The organism is Microcystis sp. CS-574 (genome assembly GCF_028329095.1).
GTDB lineage: Bacteria > Cyanobacteriota > Cyanobacteriia > Cyanobacteriales > Microcystaceae > Microcystis > Microcystis ichthyoblabe_A.
Genome location: NZ_JAQMSY010000046.1, coordinates 13,440 through 30,752, shown reverse-complemented (window position 1 = coordinate 30,752; position 17,313 = coordinate 13,440). Strand labels below are relative to the sequence as shown.

Annotated in this window: 8 protein-coding genes; all 8 read left to right on the top strand. The window is 43.0% G+C overall.

Annotated features, from left to right (window positions below):
* Positions 1 to 161 precede the first annotated feature (161 nt).
* The 8 genes from PN470_RS03205 to PN470_RS03170 all read left to right on the top strand — a co-directional run bounded on the left by PN470_RS03205 (position 162) and on the right by PN470_RS03170 (position 17,276).
* A complete protein-coding gene (locus PN470_RS03205; protein ID WP_272103637.1) occupies positions 162 to 5,606 on the top strand; it encodes a type I polyketide synthase in 5,445 nt (1,814 codons plus the stop codon).
* Positions 5,607 to 5,676: 70 nt separating this feature from the next.
* Positions 5,677 to 9,609 (top strand): beta-ketoacyl synthase N-terminal-like domain-containing protein, encoded by a 3,933-nt coding sequence (locus PN470_RS03200; protein ID WP_272103635.1) that lies wholly within the window; start codon positions 5,677 to 5,679, stop codon positions 9,607 to 9,609.
* Positions 9,610 to 9,637: 28 nt separating this feature from the next.
* Positions 9,638 to 10,957, top strand: coding sequence for a flavin-containing monooxygenase (locus PN470_RS03195; protein ID WP_024970095.1), 1,320 nt, complete (start codon positions 9,638 to 9,640; stop codon positions 10,955 to 10,957).
* 47 nt (positions 10,958 to 11,004) lie between these two features.
* Entirely contained in the window at positions 11,005 to 12,180 is a 1,176-nt protein-coding gene (locus PN470_RS03190) for a type III polyketide synthase (protein ID WP_193976950.1), read from the top strand.
* Between the two features lie 12 nt (positions 12,181 to 12,192).
* Positions 12,193 to 12,798 carry an isoprenylcysteine carboxyl methyltransferase family protein gene (locus PN470_RS03185; protein WP_002731647.1) on the top strand — a complete coding sequence of 202 codons (606 nt, stop codon included), beginning with the start codon at positions 12,193 to 12,195 and terminating at the stop codon, positions 12,796 to 12,798.
* A gap of 80 nt (positions 12,799 to 12,878) precedes the next feature.
* Positions 12,879 to 14,510, top strand: coding sequence for an FAD-binding oxidoreductase (locus PN470_RS03180; RefSeq protein ID WP_103112974.1), 1,632 nt, complete (start codon positions 12,879 to 12,881; stop codon positions 14,508 to 14,510).
* A 48-nt stretch (positions 14,511 to 14,558) separates the two neighbouring features.
* Positions 14,559 to 15,860 carry an MFS transporter gene (locus tag PN470_RS03175; protein ID WP_272103633.1) on the top strand — a complete coding sequence of 434 codons (1,302 nt, stop codon included), beginning with the start codon at positions 14,559 to 14,561 and terminating at the stop codon, positions 15,858 to 15,860.
* A 60-nt stretch (positions 15,861 to 15,920) separates the two neighbouring features.
* Positions 15,921 to 17,276, top strand: a complete 1,356-nt coding sequence (locus PN470_RS03170; protein ID WP_194013288.1) for an efflux RND transporter periplasmic adaptor subunit — start codon at positions 15,921 to 15,923, stop codon at positions 17,274 to 17,276.
* Positions 17,277 to 17,313 lie beyond the last annotated feature (37 nt).

Sequence of the window (17,313 nt, the reverse complement as noted above, 5' to 3'; positions counted from 1 at the left end):
ACCTATCCCCCACCTCGGAGTCACGGGGACAATTGTGACTATGCCACTAAATTTTCCCATCCCGACAGTATCAAGGTTTTTCCTGCTTATCCGTGACTTTTTCCCAAGCATAACCTGAGATGAAAGTGACGTGACATAACAAGACAAGAGTTGTTAGGAAGATGAATCAACAAAAACAAGCTTTTTTAGAACAATACAAACACCTCGATGCAATGGTCAAAGCGCAAACCGAACCCATCGCTATTGTGGGTATGGGCTGTCGTTTTCCCGCAGGAGTCAATGATTCCGCAAGTTATTGGCAGTTATTGGTTAATGGCATCGATGCAGTAACAGAAATTCCCCTAGAACGTTGGAATATTGCCGATTATTATCACCAAGATGCCGATGTTCCGGGGAAAATGTATAGTCGGGAAGGGGCATTTTTAGACAAAGTTGACGAATTTGACCCAGCTTTCTTCGGCATCTCACCCCGGGAAGCCGCCGCCATGGATCCGCAACAACGGTTACTGTTAGAAGTCTGTTGGGAATCCCTAGAAAATGCGGCTATTGCGCCAGAAAGTTTGATTAATAGTCAGACTGGCGTATTTATGGGCATTTTTCGCGATGATTATGCCCAATTGTGTTTTCATCAAGGCGTAGTCAATCACATTGATGCTTACAACAGTTTAGGAACCAGTCGCGCTATTGCCGTCGGCAGAATCTCTTATCTATTTGGGTTTCACGGTCCGACTCTGCAAATTGATACGGCCTGTTCCTCCTCCCTCTTGGCAGTACATTTGGCCTGTCAAAGTCTGCGCGGCCAAGAATGTAATCTCGCTTTAGCGGGGGGGGTGAATCTGATGTTAACCCCGGCCACTGCGATTAGTAATTGTAAATTAAAAGCCGTTTCTCCCCAGGGTCGCAGTAAAACCTTTGATGCTTCGGCCGATGGTTATGGTCGGGGCGAAGGTTGCGGTGTCGTGGTTTTAAAACGTCTCAGTGATGCTCTCCGAGATGGCAATCTTATTTTCGCCCAAATTCGCGGTTCGGCTGTCAATCACGATGGAAAAAGTAATGGCTTAACCGCCCCCAATGGTCAGGCACAGGAAGCTTTACTCAGACAAGCCCTCGAAAGAGCGAAAATTCAACCTAAAGATCTGCAATACGTCGAAGTTCACGGTACAGGTACATCTTTAGGAGATCCCATCGAGGTTTTATCCTTAGGGAAAATTTATGGCCGGGGTCATAGCCAAGATAATCCCCTGATTTTGGGAACTGTGAAAACTAATATGGGGCATCTGGAAGGAGCTGCGGGGATTGCGGCGTTAATTAAGACAGTTTTACAGCTACAAAATCAGCAAATCGCCCCTAATCTTCATTTTAAGAACCCTAATCCCTATATTCCCTGGGAAAAACTGCCGGTCAAAATCCCCACCACTCTTACCCCTTGGTTGGTCAGAGAAGGAGTCCGACGGGCTGGAGTGAGCGCTTTTGGGATGAGTGGCACTAACGTCCATTTAATCGTGGAGGAAAGCAATTTTGAGCGGCTTGGTGACGAAAAACCTCATTTAGAACGTCCTTGTCATTTAATTACCCTTTCGGCGAAAAGTGAGCCAGCCTTACGCGAATTAGCTCAACGCTACTACGATTTTTTAAGTCAAAATTCCCAGACGGTCATGGCAAATCTGGCCTATACCGCTAATACTGGGCGATCGCATTTTGAGCATCGTTTAGCTATTCCCTTTCTGGCTCAAAAACAGCTTGAGCAAGCTTTAAAAGACTTTATTAGGGGTGAAAATCGCTTTTCAGGTCAAAAAAGTCTTTTAACCTCGAAAAAAGCCCCTAAACTGGCTTTTATGTGTACGGGACAGGGTTCACAGTATCCCGGAATGGCTAGGGAACTCTACGAAACGCAACCGACTTTTCGCCAAACTTTAGAGAAATGTGACGAAATTTTACGGAGCTATGGGGTGAAATCCTTACTGCAAGTGTTATATGGGGACGAAAAAACCAGTCAGTTGATTAATCAGACTTTTTACAGTCAAATTACCCTATTTTCTCTGGAATATGCCCTCGCTCAACTCTGGTTATCTTGGGGAGTGAAACCCGATGCTCTCATCGGTCATAGTTTAGGGGAATATGTGGCCGCTTGTTTAGCGGGAGTCTTTAGCTTAGAAGACGGTTTGAAGTTAATTGCCCATCGGGGACGCTTAATGCAGACATTACCGAAAAACGGCATAATGGCGGCAATTTTTACCGATTCCGACAGCGTGACCAATCATCTCAGGAAGATTAGGGGCATCTGTACCATTGCTGCGGTCAATAGTCGAGAAAATACGGTCATTTCTGGCGAAACTGAGGCTATTAACCATTTAATCGCTAACTTCAATCAGAGAGGCATTGAAAGTCAGACTTTAGCGGTTTCCCATGCTTTCCATTCTCCCTTAATGACGGGTATGGTGGGGGAATTTGCCAAGATTGCCGAAACTATCACCTATAATTCCCCACGTCTTCCCCTTATTTCTAACTTGACTGGGGATGTTATCGATGCAGAGATAGCAACTTCCCAATATTGGGTTAATCATCTACTGTCTCCCGTAGAGTTTGCCCGGGGTATAGAAAGATTAGGAGAGTTAAATACGGAAATATTCCTAGAAATTGGCGCCAAAACCACCTTAATTAACCTAGGTCAGCAAAATCTCCCCGACCAAGGTCTCTGGTTAGCTAGTTTGTCCCCAAAACAGTCGAATTGGGAAACCCTGCTCCAAAGTTTAGCAACCCTTTATGTAAAAGGGGTCAAAATTGACTGGAATGGATTCGACCTGGATTATTTACGCGAAAAAATCCCCTTACCGACCTATCCCTTCCAAAGAAAACGCTATTGGTTAGATTACATTGATTCTCAGCTAAAAACCCCGACAGTAGCGGCAGCTTTCCACCCTCTCCTACAGCAACCGCTGCATCTATTGGGGTCAAAGGATGTTCACTATCAATCCTCTCTTTCTCCCTGCTCTCCGAGCTATCTGCAAGAACATCAAGTTTTTGGCCAGGTAGTTTTCCCGGCCGCGGCCTATCTAGAGATGATTATAGTGGCAGCCGGTCAACAATATCCCAATCAGCAGTTTACTCTTGGTCAATTGAGTCTGAATCGACCCTTAATTTTCTCAGACAACCAGAGTAAAAAGGTACAGTTAAGCTTACTAGCGGGGGGACAATTTCAGATTCTCAGTCTTGGGGAAGAGGAAGTTTCCCTACTGCATCTATCCGGTAATTTAACCAATGAAAACCAGGACTTACCCAGCTGCAATTGGACAGATATCCGGAACCGTTGTCACCAAAAAATCGAAATTGCACAGCATTATCAGGACTGTTTAAGTAAAGGAGTGAACTACGGGGAAAGTTTTCGAGTTATCCAGGAACTTTACCGCAATCAGTCCGAAATTGTCGCAAAAATTCAACTTTCTTCCCATCTACTCTCGCAAGCGGTGGATTACCAGCTACATCCTGTCTTACTTGATGGTTGCTTTCACGCTATGTCGGCACTATTTCCCGCAGGGAATAGCACCTATCTTCCCACTAATATTGACCGATTGACCTTTTCGGGAGTTAAGGACACCTCTATATACTGTCATGGTCGCTTCAGCCATAGCAATTTGCAAAACGGCATCTTAATCGCTGATTTGACTATTTTCAGCCAATCGGGTCAATTAATTAGCCAAATTGACGGATTAACTTTTCAACAGGCCCGGCCAGAAACCCTCTTTTCCCAGACCAACGACCTCAAGGATAGTTTATACGAAATTACTTGGCAAGCCACGGACTTGACGGGAATGGATTGGACAGAAACAGGAGATTGGTTAATTTTTGCCGACAAAAAGGGAGTAGGGCAACAATTAGCCGAAAAATTGCTGCAACAAGGGCATAGATGCCAACTTATCACCGAAAAGAATCGCCAGACTTGGCAATATCTCCTCAAAAAACCCTATCAAGGTCTAATTTATCTCTGGGGAATCGATGACGACCAAGCTTTAGAAAATAATCAAAACCTAGCCGTCACTCAGGAGCGAATTTGTGGAACTTTGCTGGAAATAGTGCAAGAACTAGGCAAAATAGAGGTTAATTACTCTCCTCGCCTCTATATTGTCACCCAATCGGCTCAATACATTCCTTCTCAACCCACAGTGATTGCCCTTGCCCAAAGTTCCCTCTGGGGATTAGGACGGACTATTGCCCTAGAACACCCAGAATTGCGCTGTCTGTGTCTAGATGGAGATAAATTTCAGGATAGCCGCACCTTAGCCCTAGAGGTGTTCCAATCTTTACAAAGTTCGGAGGAGGAAAATCAAATCGTTTGGCGGCAAGGCCGGAGCTATGTGGCTCGTTTAGGGCGGTTTATCCCGAAATCGTCGCTAAAAAACCGAGAAATTGCCGAAAATGCCACCTATCTTATTACTGGTGGTCTAGGGGCCTTAGGGCAGCAAGTGGCTAATTGGTTAAAGAAAAAAGGAGCAAAATCCCTCGTCTTACTGAGTCGCCGGGGAATAACTCCAGAAACCCAACAAATTATAGACCAATGGCGACAAGAGGGAACCAATGTAGAAGTTTTTGCCGCCGACGTTAGCGACTTTGGCCAAATGCGTCGGGCTTTTGAGATAATCGAGCAACAGTTACCCCCTTTAAAAGGCATTATTCACACGGCCGGGGTGTTAGAGGATGCCAGCTTATCCAAACAGACTTGGGAGAAATTTGAGCGCGTCTTTTCCCCCAAAATACTCGGCGCTTGGAATTTGCATCTCCTCAGTCAAGAAGTGGATTTAGACTGGTTTATTAGTTTTTCCTCGATGGCCTCGGTGTTAGGGTCTTCTGGACAGAGTAATTATGCTAGTGCTAATGCCTTTTTAGATAGTCTAGCCCATTATCGTCAAGCGCAAGGACTGCCGGCCCTGACTATTAATTGGGGACCCTGGGCAGAGGGTGGTATGGCCGAAAATTTAGGCGAAAAAGCGAAAAAAAGGCTAATTAAACAGGGTTTTACCCCTCTTGATCCCCAAAAATGTTTACATCTCCTCGAAACATTGCTGACGACTTCTCGGACACAGGTAACTGTCGCTTCTCTCAATTGGAATAGCTTTTTTAACAGTTTCGAGAATCAAAAAATTCCGCCTTTATTACGAGATTTCCAAAGTTTTTCAGCCCCAAAATTAACCCCAGACAATAATTTTATTGATGTCTTAAGGACAGTACCAATTGAGGAGCGTTTTGCGGCTTTGACTGCTCATGTTCAAGGGATTGTAGCGGAAATTCTCGCTATTCCGGCTAGAGAATTTACCCAAGTTGACCAAGGTTTTTTTGAGTTGGGAATGGATTCTTTAATGACGGTGGAATTACGAAATCGTTTAGCCAAGGATTTAGGTAAATCTCTGGCGGCAACTATCACTTTTAAATATCCAACAGTGACCAGTTTGGTTGATTATCTGGTAGCTGAAGTTATTGACCTTGACTTTAGTTTAAACCCCTTAGCAATAGGAGCAAATCAAGATAGCAATCTTGATTTGCTCAACGAAGAAGATTTATCCCTAGAAGAATTGTCCGATTTACTGCTACAGGAGTTAAATTCCTTAAGTTAGAAAAGCAGACCTCAAACTCTATCTAAATAACCTGTTTACCATGACACAAATACCTGCCAAAACTGATCAAATGAGCTTAATAAAAGATGCCTTAAATCAAATTAAGGTCTTAAAAACTAAGCTACATACCCTAGAAAAAGCTAAGAATGAACCAATTGCAATTATTGGTATGTCCTGTCGCTTTCCCCAGGGAGCTAATTCACCGGAAACTTTTTGGGAATTATTGCAATCAGGAACCGATGCCATCAGCGAAATTCCGCCGCAACGCTGGAATATTGACAATTATTACGATCCTAAGCCCGATGCAAGGGGAAAAGTCTATACCCGTCACGGTGGCTTCTTAAATCAACCGATAGATCAATTTGACGCTGATTTTTTTGGTCTTTCTCCCCGGGAGGTGGCACAAATGGATCCGCAACAGCGATTACTGCTGGAACTAGCCTGGGAAGCTCTGGAAAATGCGGGAATATCACCCTTAAATCGGCGAGGAAGTCAAACGGGGGTATTTATCGGCATGATGACTCAAGATTACTCCCATTTTAGCCATCATCCCGCTCTGATTGATGCCTATACGGGAACGGGAAATGCTAAAAGTGTAGCTTCGGGACGTTTATCCTATCTTTTTGGATTTCATGGCCCAACTTTAACGGTTGATACTGCTTGTGCCTCCTCTTTAGTCGCTGTTCATTTAGCTTGCCAAAGTTTACGCAATAACGAGTGTGAAGTTGCCCTAGCTGGGGGAGTCAACCTAATGTTAACTCCCTTCGTTACTATCATGGAATCCCGCGCCCAGATGTTGTCTCCTGACGGTCGTTGTAAAACCTTTGATAGAACAGCAAATGGCTATGTGCGGGGAGAAGGCGGCGGTATTATAGTTTTAAAGTCTTTATCTGCGGCTATTCGGGATAATAACTTGATTTTAGGACTAATTAAAGGTTCGGCCGTTAACCATGGTGGTACGAGTAGCGGTTTAACAGTTCCCAATCAACTTAGTCAAGAACAATTGATTCGTCAAGCTTTAAAAAATGCTCAGGTAAAGCCAGAGGATATTAGCTATATTGAAGCCCATGGAACTGGCACTTCTTTGGGCGATCCCATTGAATTAGGTGCATTATCGACAGTTTTTGCTAAAAATCCCCAACCGGTTTGGGTTGGTTCCGTCAAAACTAATATCGGCCATCTAGAAGCGGCCGCTGGTATTGCCGGACTGATGAAAGTGATTTTATGCTTGCAACATCGACAAATTGCCCCCCATCTCCACTTCCAGCAACCGACACCCCATCTAGACTGGGAAAATCAGCCGCTGAAAGTTCCGACTAAAAACCGTGAATGGGTTAGTGAAAATTCTGCTCGTTTAGCTGGAGTTAGTTCTTTTGGCTTAAATGGCACTAATGCCCATATTATTCTCGAAGAATACCCTTACGAACCTGAAACGACTGCGGCACCTGATTCATCGCCCTATCTGTTCACCCTCTCAGCCAAGACTGAATCGGCTTTAATCAAACTAGCCCAAAAATACGCAAATTACCTAGAAAATGCGAAAAATATTGCTTTAAGCTCCATTTGTGCCACTAGCAATCGCAGTCGCTCCCAATTACCCCATCGTTTCACCTGTATTGTCTCTAGTCACTGCCAACTTCAAGAAAAATTAGCCGCTTTCGTTCAAGGTGAACCCAGTTCTTTTCGCCAAAAAAGTGAATTTAATGGCAAAAATCGGGCAAAAATTGCCTTTCTCTTTCCGGGACAGGGTTCTCAATACCCCGGTATGGGAAGGGAACTATACCAATGTTATCCTCTATTTCGTCAAACACTCGATCGCTGTGCTGAGATTCTCCGTCAATATGGGGACTATTGCCTAACGGAGATTATTGACCAAGAAAATCATCTCAATCAAACTTTTTACAGCCAACCTGCCCTATTTGCTCTCGAATACGCCCTTTTTAAACTCTGGGAATCCTGGGGAATTAGCCCCCATGGGGTTATGGGTCATAGTTTAGGGGAATATGTGGCCGCCTGTGTTGCTGGAGTCTTTAGTTTAGAAGATGCCTTAAAATTAGTCTTCTATCGGGCTAAATTGATGGATTCTGTGGGAAAAAGTGGTTCAATGGTCGTTATCTCGGCTAGTGAAGCTGAAATTAGTCCCTTAATTGCCCCCTATCAATCTCAGGTCGCTATTGCCGCTATTAATGGTCAGGATAATATTGTCCTGTCCGGTGCTGCAGAGACCATAGAAACCCTGGTAAAACAGCTTCAGGTCAAAAATCTGAAAATTACCCGGTTAAATGTCTCTCAAGCTTTTCATTCCCCTCTGATGGAGGAGATTTTAGACGAGTTCCGACAAATTGCTGAAACTATCACCTATCATCCCCCCCAACGAGCCTTAATTTCTAACCTTAATGGCAACTTAGTCAATTTTGAGGTCACTACTCCCGATTATTGGTGTCGTCATCTCCGGTCTTCTGTTCGCTTTGCCGATGGGATAAAAACCTTACTGGACAACGGTTATGAGCTATTTGTCGAATGCGGATCCCATCCCGTTTTATCGGCCATGGGCAGCCTACTGGATAAAAATTATCCTTGTCTTTGGTTGCCCAGTTTGCGTCGTCAAACCTCTGACCGACAACAAATCCTCGAGAGTGTCAGTCAGCTTTATCTGCGGGGATTCGCCCTGAATTGGCAAGAGATAACGGCCAATCAAGACAGTAAACCCTGTATCTTACCGACCTACAGCTTTGAAAGAAGTAGTTATTGGCTAAAAACAGGCGACTTGACCCCAGAAGAAGCGCAATTATTGCCTAAATTGTCGAAATATCTCCTAGAAACACCGCCGCAACCGCCAGAAGTTGTCAAAACCACCACCGCATCATCTTCTGGTCATCTAATTACCCTTGACTCTCTGTTGGCCACACCCGCAGAGAAACAGCTTAAACAACTAGAAACCTACATTATCGGTGTTTTAGAACAGATTACTGGTTTATCCGTGGTCAAGCTACATACCAAGCAACCGCTCTCTAGTTTAGGCTTAGATTCTCTCATGTCCAGTCAATTACGACGTCAACTAGAGGAGGATTTAAAAATTATTGTTCCCGTGGAATACCTAGCGGGATTGAGTATTGAGCAGTTTTTACCGCAAATATTCAACTTAATCACCCAAAACTCCCAACCTGCAACTAGCAATAAAACTCCTCTCCCCTCAAAACAGAAAAAACCAATCAAGACGACTAAAGCCGAAAATATCTCTAATGATCCGAAACTTTGGCTAATTCGCAAACAAGCTAATCCTAACGCCCGCATTCGTCTATTTTGTTTTCCCTACGCCGGTGGGGGTGCCTCCGCATTCCAAAATTGGCTGAATTACTGCCCCAAGGAAGTGGAATTGTGGGCGATTCAACTACCCGGACGCGAAACGCGTCTTCAGGAAACTGCGATTACATCGCTAAAATCCCTGATTAATCGTCTCATTCCGATTCTGACTCCCTATTTAGACCAACCTTATGCTTTTTTTGGTCATAGCATGGGTTCTTTAATCAGTTTTGAATTAACCAGAGAATTAGCTAAAACTCGCCAAAATCTACCCCAACATTTATTTATGTCTGGATTTCGAGCGCCTCAAATTGTCAATCCTGATTTACCCATTCATCGTCTGGGAGATGAGCAATTTTTAACAGCTTTAGGTCATTTTCAAGGAACCCCAGAAACTCTCCTCAAAAATCCCGATTTAATGGCGGCTTTTTTGCCAATTTTACGAGCAGATTTCAAACTCCTAGAGACCTATTCTTATCAACAAGGTCAACCCTTAAATTGTCCTATTACCGTTTTTGGAGGCCACAACGATGCCAAGGTTTCTGCCGATCAATTACAACAATGGCAACTGCAAACCAATCAAGATTTTGTCCTGCATACCTTACCGGGAGGACATTTCTTTATCAATCAACATACGGAGAAAATTATGAAAATAATTGGCCAAAGTTTACGAGAGTTTCCTGAACAAATGACTGCCTAATCAACCAACTATTCAAGGGAGAAAAATTATGACTTTAGATTACAAAGAGCAATACTGTATTATTGGGGCTGGTGCCGCAGGATTAGCGGCGGCTAGAGCCTTAAGCAAAGCCAAAATTCCCTTTAATGTTATCGAATCTGCCCAGGATGTTGGGGGTATTTGGATTTATGATCGTCCCGATAGTCCAATGTATAAAAATACACATCTGATTGGTCATAAAACCACACAACCTTTTTCCGATTTTCCCATGCCAAAAGATTACCCAGATTATCCCAATCATCGGTTAGTCTATGAATATCTTCGCAATTATGCCGCTCATTTTAATCTCTATGATTTCATGGAATTTAATCTCAGCGTGGAGAAAGTAAAAAAGGTGGGTAACTTTTGGGATGTCACCCTTAGCAACCAAGAAACCAGACGATACCGAGGGGTTTTAATCGCTAGTGGTTATCATAGTAAACCGAATATTCCTCAATTTTCTGGGCATTTTGACGGGGAAATTATCCATTCAAAAGATTATGATAATCCCGCTCAACTAAATGCTAAAAAAGTCCTAGTAGTTGGAGCGGGACAATCAGCCATGGATTTAGTCGTCGAAGCGGCTATTAATGGTAGTAAAACTTTCCATAGTACCCGTCGTGGCTTTCTCTGTATGCCGAAATTTTTGTTCGGTTTGCCCCCAGAATGGGTGATGATTAACACGCCAATCATGAATCTAATTCCAGCCCAAGAACACATGAAAATGATGGCTTTATTATCACCAATAGCTCTATTCTTACAAGGAGTTAATCTCAAAAAGCTCAATATTCCTACAGATTGTAAAAGTAACGGTCTAATTATTCCCAACAGTGACCAACAAATCTATCGTTATTATGTGCATGGAGATGTCACCCATAAGCCTAATATCCAAGAATTAGACGGAAAGAAAGTTATTTTTGCCGATGGCAGTACAGAAGAAATTGATCTGATTATCTACGCCACTGGTTACAAAATTGAATTTTCTTTTATTGACAAATCTGATTTAAATTGGCAAGAAGGAACCACCCAGCCTAACCTCTATATGAATGTTTTTCACCCAGAGGAAAATAACCTGTTTGTCATCGGAATGGTTCATCCCACTGGCACCCACTGGCGAGTATTTGAAGAACAAAGTAATTTAGTGGCCGCTTATCTACAAGCTCAGGATAAAAAATCCCGGTTTGTCTATAAATTTGAAAAGCTAAAACGTCAAATTAGTGCCAATTTAAGCGCCGACAATAAACACCATAGCGGTACTCACTCCTTAGTGATTGACAAATTGGGTTATATACGCCAAGCCCAAGGATTAGCTCGCCGATTACTGGCTTAAATCTCCCACCATAATTTACCCCCTGAAATCCCTCTATCTTAACTCCAATGCCCTACATTATTGAGACAGCTACTGGTTTTCCAGAACATTACTATCCCCAAGAAGTTCTAGAAGTCAATATCAGAAATCATTGTGCTAATCTTCTTCAAGATTATTGCCGAGAAAATCAACTCGACTTCCAGGAACAAACCTTTTTTGATTTAGAACAAATTCATCGTTTTTTCAGTAATGTCAAAATTCAAGGGCGATACTTCACCATTCCCCTAGATGAATTCGATGCCGATAATCCTCCTGGAATCGCCCAACCCTTTCGTCAAATGGTCGATCTAACTATGGATTTAGTAACATCGACAGTAACTAATTTGCTCAAAAAAGCCGCTCTTTCTCCCAAAGAAATCTCCCTAGTTACTTCCGTTACTGTTCTTCCTTCCGTTCCTTCCCTAGAAAGTTTACTCCTCAATCGTCTAGATTTTTCCCTCGATATCAAGCGGCAAGCGTTATCGGGTGTCGGCTGTTTGGGAGGCGCCCAAGGATTAGCCAGAGTAAACGATTATCTGCAAGGACATCCCACCGAAACAGCGATTTTGTTTACCACCGATCCCTCCTCTGGCCTTTGGCAAGGGTCAATTCATAGCGATTTAACGGAATTATTGGGACAATTACCCGAAGATCCGTCTCAATATAGCAATATCATTATGACCCTTGTGGTAGCGGCTTTATTTGGCGATGGAGTCGGCACGGTTCTCTTAGCGGGAGATGAACATCCCTTAGTCAAGCAAGGTAAAGCAAAACTGAAGATTATCGGCACTCAATCGCTGTTAATGCCCCACACAGAGCATTTAATGGCATTACCTTTAACAGACTACGGTTTTCGCCAAATTCTTCGCCCAGAAGTCTCTGATTACGTCAAGGGTGGGGTGAGAAAAGCGGTGACATCTTTACTGGAAAAAACAGGAGTTTCCCTCGAGGAAATTGTCTGTTGGATGGTGCATCCGGGGGGTCCAAAGATTCTCGATGCAATAGTTGAAGAATTCCAGTTAGAACCGGATGTTTTACAGGTTAGTTGGGATATTTTGGCAGAAATTGGCAATATTGCCTCTGCTACTATCCTCTGCATTCTCGATGAAACCCTCTCCCGTCCCCATCCTCCCACGGGTTCCTACGGATTAATAATTTCCATGGGTCCCGGATTTGCTCAAGAAGCCATTTTAGTTCAATTCTAAGGATATTTAAGGATGTTAAGCCAAATAGTTTTCATTGCCCTGATTAGTTACATTATTGTCCAACGAGTGCGCGTTACTCGTCTGAGTAAACAGAATATGGCCAAAGTCTTAGCGGAAGGTGGCAAACTGCATAGTTCTAATTATGTGGGATTCGTCAAGATTTTCCAATCTAGCTGGATGCTTTGCATGATCGGGGAAGTTTATCTGCTCGATCGACCTTTTATTCCAGCATTGGCTTTATTTTCCCTAATTACTACTTTTTTAGCTCAAAAGCTCCGCTATGCCTCCATTGAAGCCTTGGGCGATCGCTGGATTCATCAGGTGGTCACGGTTCCTCAGACACCCGTGATCGACAATGGCATTTATCAATATATCCGTCATCCTAACTGGTGGGCCATGATCACGGAATTAGCGGTGGTTCCCCTGTTTCATACCGCTTATCTGACATCTATAGTCTTTAGTCTCCTGAATGCTTGGTTATTAATCCAACGCATTCCGGCTGAAGAAGAAGCTTTGAGTCAAGACACCAATTATCAAGCAGTTTTCGCCAATACTCCCCGTTTTATTCCTAGTTTTAGCGCAATTTTCTCTCGCAAACAGCAACCGCTTAAAAGTTAATTGCCACGGATAGCAGGGCCGGTTCCCTAGGGCCCTTTAATTACCCCTCATACCTGAATTTCAAGGAGAAAAAAAATACTATGGACTCTCTAATTGTTTCCGAAAATATTATTAGCGACAATTTAACTAACGCTCTACAAGAATGGGAAAATTTATTAGGCTCCGAATATGTCAGCACCGATAACAAAAAACGCCTAGAAGCCGAGACCGCTACCTACGAAACCCATGCTAAAATCCCGGCAATTATTCGCCCAGGTAATCGTCAAGAAGTCCAAGAATCTCTAAAAATTGCTAATCGCTATCAAACCCCTGTCTATCCTATTAGTACGGGTAAAAATTGGGGTTATGGTTCGCGAGTTCCTAGCCGCACCGGTTCGGTTTTAATGGATTTGAGTCGATTAAATCAGATTTTGGATTATAATGAAACCCTAGCTTATGTAACTATTGAAGCGGGTGTTACTCAGCGACAACTCTACGATTTTTTGCAGAAAAATGGCAATAAATTATTAATGAGTGTCACCGGTTCGACTCCTGATTCTAGTATTATTGGCAATATTCTCGAACGAGGTGAAGCCAAAGGACCTTTGGGCGATCGCTTTAATCATGTCTGTGGAATGGAAGTAGTTTTGCCCACCGGTGAATGTGTTCATACGGGATTTAATCGCTTTGAAAACTCCCAAATAGGGGCGGTCAATCGTTGGGGAGTCGGTCCTTATTTTGATGGAATTTTTACCCAATCTAACCTGGGAATCGTCACCAAAATGACTTTTTGGTTAACCCCCTATCCTGAATATTTTCAGGCTTTTTTCTATAGCATCGATCAGGAAAATAAATTAGAGTTATTGATCGACAAACTACGTCAACTGAAAATGGCAGGGGTAATTAAAACCACCTTCCACATTAATAATAACTACCGAATGTTGTCTATTCAACAACAATATCCCTGGCAGAAATGCCAAGAAAAAACTCCTTTACCCCCCGATTTATTAGAACAATTAAGTCATCAATGGGGTGGCGGTGTTTGGATAGGAGAAGGTGCTTTATATTCGGCTTCACCAGAACAGGGAAAAGTCGAAAGAAACCTAATTGAAAAAGCCTTGAAAGGAATTGTCAATAAACTTATGTTTTTTGATGAAAATAAGTTCAAAATGGCCAGCAAAATGAGTCCCATTTTTAAAGTATTTACTGGTGTGGAAATTAAGGACAAGGTGGATTTAATTTATCACAAAAATCCCCAACGAGGAATGATTACCGAAAAAGTGCTGAAGATGGCCTATTGGCGCAAAAAAACGCCCCCCACCGATAGGTTGAATTTAGACCTGGATGCCTGTGGCATGATTTGGTGTGTTCCCGCTGTTCCTTTTCTGGGAAATCATCTCAGAAATGCTCTCAATATTATCAGCAGCATCGCTCAAAAATATGGTTATGAACCCAATATCGGCATTAACTGTGTTACCGAGCGCAATATTAACATCAATGCTGCCATTTTTTATGATCGATTGCTAGAAGGCGAAGACCAAAAAGCCTTAAATTGTCACGATGAAATGTTGGCAGAATTGATCAATCAAGGCTATTATCCCTATCGTCTTAGTACCCACTCTATGAATAGTTTACCCGTAGCCCAAGACGATTATAGTTGCTTAATCCAGAAAATTAAAGACAGCTTGGATCCCAATCACATTCTCTCACCCGGTCGCTACGAATTTCTTTAAATAAGCCTAACAATCTACTGCTAACTACCCATCTCTCCCCCAATTCTAATGACTTCTAGCACTTCTAGCAAATGGCAACATCTCCGAATAGATTATCTTCCTTATATCACTGGTTGGTTTGGTAACTTTATCGTTAACAATGCCCTTCTAACCATGCTAATCTATCGCTACGACCCGGGCATTCCCAATGACTATAACTTATCCATTTTATTGCCCTCTGCTTTAGTGGGGATAGCGATAATGATTAGCCGTATTGCTGGGGCTTTTGTGCAGCCAGTAGTCGGTTATTTTTCCGATCGCTTTTGGAGTCCTTGGGGCAAAAGAAGACCATTTATACTGGCCAGTTTAGTCCCTTTAATTGGTGGTTTTATCCTGTTGTTTAATCCCCCTAATAACTTAAATCAAACCACTTACTTCATTTATTTAGTCACCATGCTTTGGGTGTTTTATGTGGGTATGGCATCCTATCATGTTCCCTATTTAGCCTGGTTGCCCACTCTCGCTAAAAGCCCAGAAGGAAGGGTTAAATTATCAACTCAAATCGGAATTTTTGGTTTAGTTGGTGCCACCATTGGTGGGATTATTGCCCCTTGGTTAACTGATAGCTATGGCTTTCAGGGAATGGGTATTGCTATTAGTCTTATTGGGCTAATTACTCTAGCTATGCCCTTGCTAGAAAAAGAAGAATATAGTCCTTCTAAGGGGAAATATCCTAACTTTAAAACCACCTTAACGGCGGCTTTTACCAATCGGACTTTTTGTATCTATATGATCACCATGATCTTGGCGTGGATGGTGATTAGTATTATCTCGGTGATTCCGACTTTTTTAGTAATTGCTCTCCTCAAACGAGAGGTAAGTTTTGCCGCCGTGATTAATACTATTATCGTCGGTAGTGCCTTGGCTGGATTTACCCTGGTTTTACCCTTAGCGCAAAAATATGGCAAAAAACTGGTTTTTCAAGGTTCTTTAATCTGGGTTGGTCTGGGTATGATTGCCATGGCCTGTGGTCGTTTTTGGTGGCAAGATTCTTTGATTCCCTGGTTAATCCTTTCGATCATCGCTAATTTAGCCCTAGCCAGCTTTTTTAGTCTGCCGAATGCCATGTTATCGGACATTATCGATCAAGATGCGGAGCAACAGGGAATGGGACGAGAAGCAATATTTTTTGGAACTAGGGGGCTACTAATTCAATTTAGCCAAGGTGCGGGGTCTTTTCTAACAGGATTAATCCTTTCTTTCGGGAAAACTCCTGATAACCCCTGGGGGGTACAAATTGCCTTTTTGTCCGCCGGTATATTATCCCTAGCAGCGGCTTTTGTCCTACGGCCTTATTCCATCAAAAAATAGTTCTTTCCTCGCTAATCTGTTATTACTCTTGACAAAACCCTACTCATTTGGAACTAGATTATGACTTCCCCCAATCCCGTCACTAAACAGCAAGAAACTGCCATCAAAAAACTGCGATTGCCCTGGCGATTAATTATTACTGGTATCCTAGCGGCCACCTCGGTTTTTGCCTATCCTACCCTGCGTAATGTCCTCTTAGAAGACACCTCTGAATCCACCACCTCAGAAGAAACCGCTTCGTTAGCAATCGATAAGAGCAAGACGGCAGCCTTACCGGTGCGAACCTTAACTTTAAGTCCTGTCACCCATCACCAAGAACCGCGCCGTTATACCGGTAATATTGTGGCTAAACGGACAAGTGAACTAGGATTTGAGCGTTCGGGACAATTAATTAGTTTATTGGTTCAAGAGGGTCAAGAGGTACGCAGAGGTACTTTAATTGCTACTCTAGATACACGCAATTTAGAAGCACAAAAACAAGAACTCATCGCCCAGCGATCGCAAGCCACGGCTAAACTGCAAGAATTACAAGCTGGTTCCAGGAAAGAAAGTATCGCTGCAGCCCAAGCAAAAGTCCGAGATCTCAGGGAACAATTAGCTTTAGCCCAATCTAAATACCAAAGACGGCTAGGATTGTATCAAGAAGGGGCAATTACTAGAGAACAACTCGAAGAAGTGCAAACAGATGTTAATGCACAACAAGCGAGAATTGATGAAGCCCAAAGTCAATTAGATGAACTCAAAGCTGGTACTCGTCCCGAATTGATTTCTCTGCAAAAAGCCGTTATTGACCAATTTGATGCCCAACTGAAGAATATTAAATTAGAGATTGAGAAAAGCCAACTTCAAGCCCCCTACGATGGCACTATTGCCCTCCTTCACGTCAATATTGGCACTGTTGTTTCTGCAAGTAATCCGATCGTTCGTTTGGTGGAAAGTAATAAACTGGAAGCGCGTATCGGGGTTCCCATTGACCAGTCCGAAAACTTACCAATTGGGAGTAAACATCGTTTAAAAATTGGTAACAAAATATTAACAGGACAAGTCACTTCAACCTTGCCCCAAATTGATCCAACTACCCGTACCGCCACGGTTATTTTAAGTTTAAATCAGACTCAGGGCCTGATTCCGGGGCAAGTGGTCAGCCTAGAATTATCTCAATCAGTTCCACAATCGGGCTATTGGTTGCCCACAGAAGCTTTAGTACAAGGCACGAGAGGATTATGGTCTTCCTATGTTCTAGGAGAAGCTAATCCCGATAATCCTCGACAATTTACCGTCAAACGCCAAGATTTAGAAGTTCTAGCGATTCAAGGCGATCGCTTGTTGGTGCGCGGGACTCTCACCTCCGGTGATCGAGTGATCGTCGAAGGGGTTCACCGCATCGTACCCGGGCAAATGGTGGAAATTTGGTAGTCAGTGGTCATTAATCAGCTTTATTATCCCTAATAAT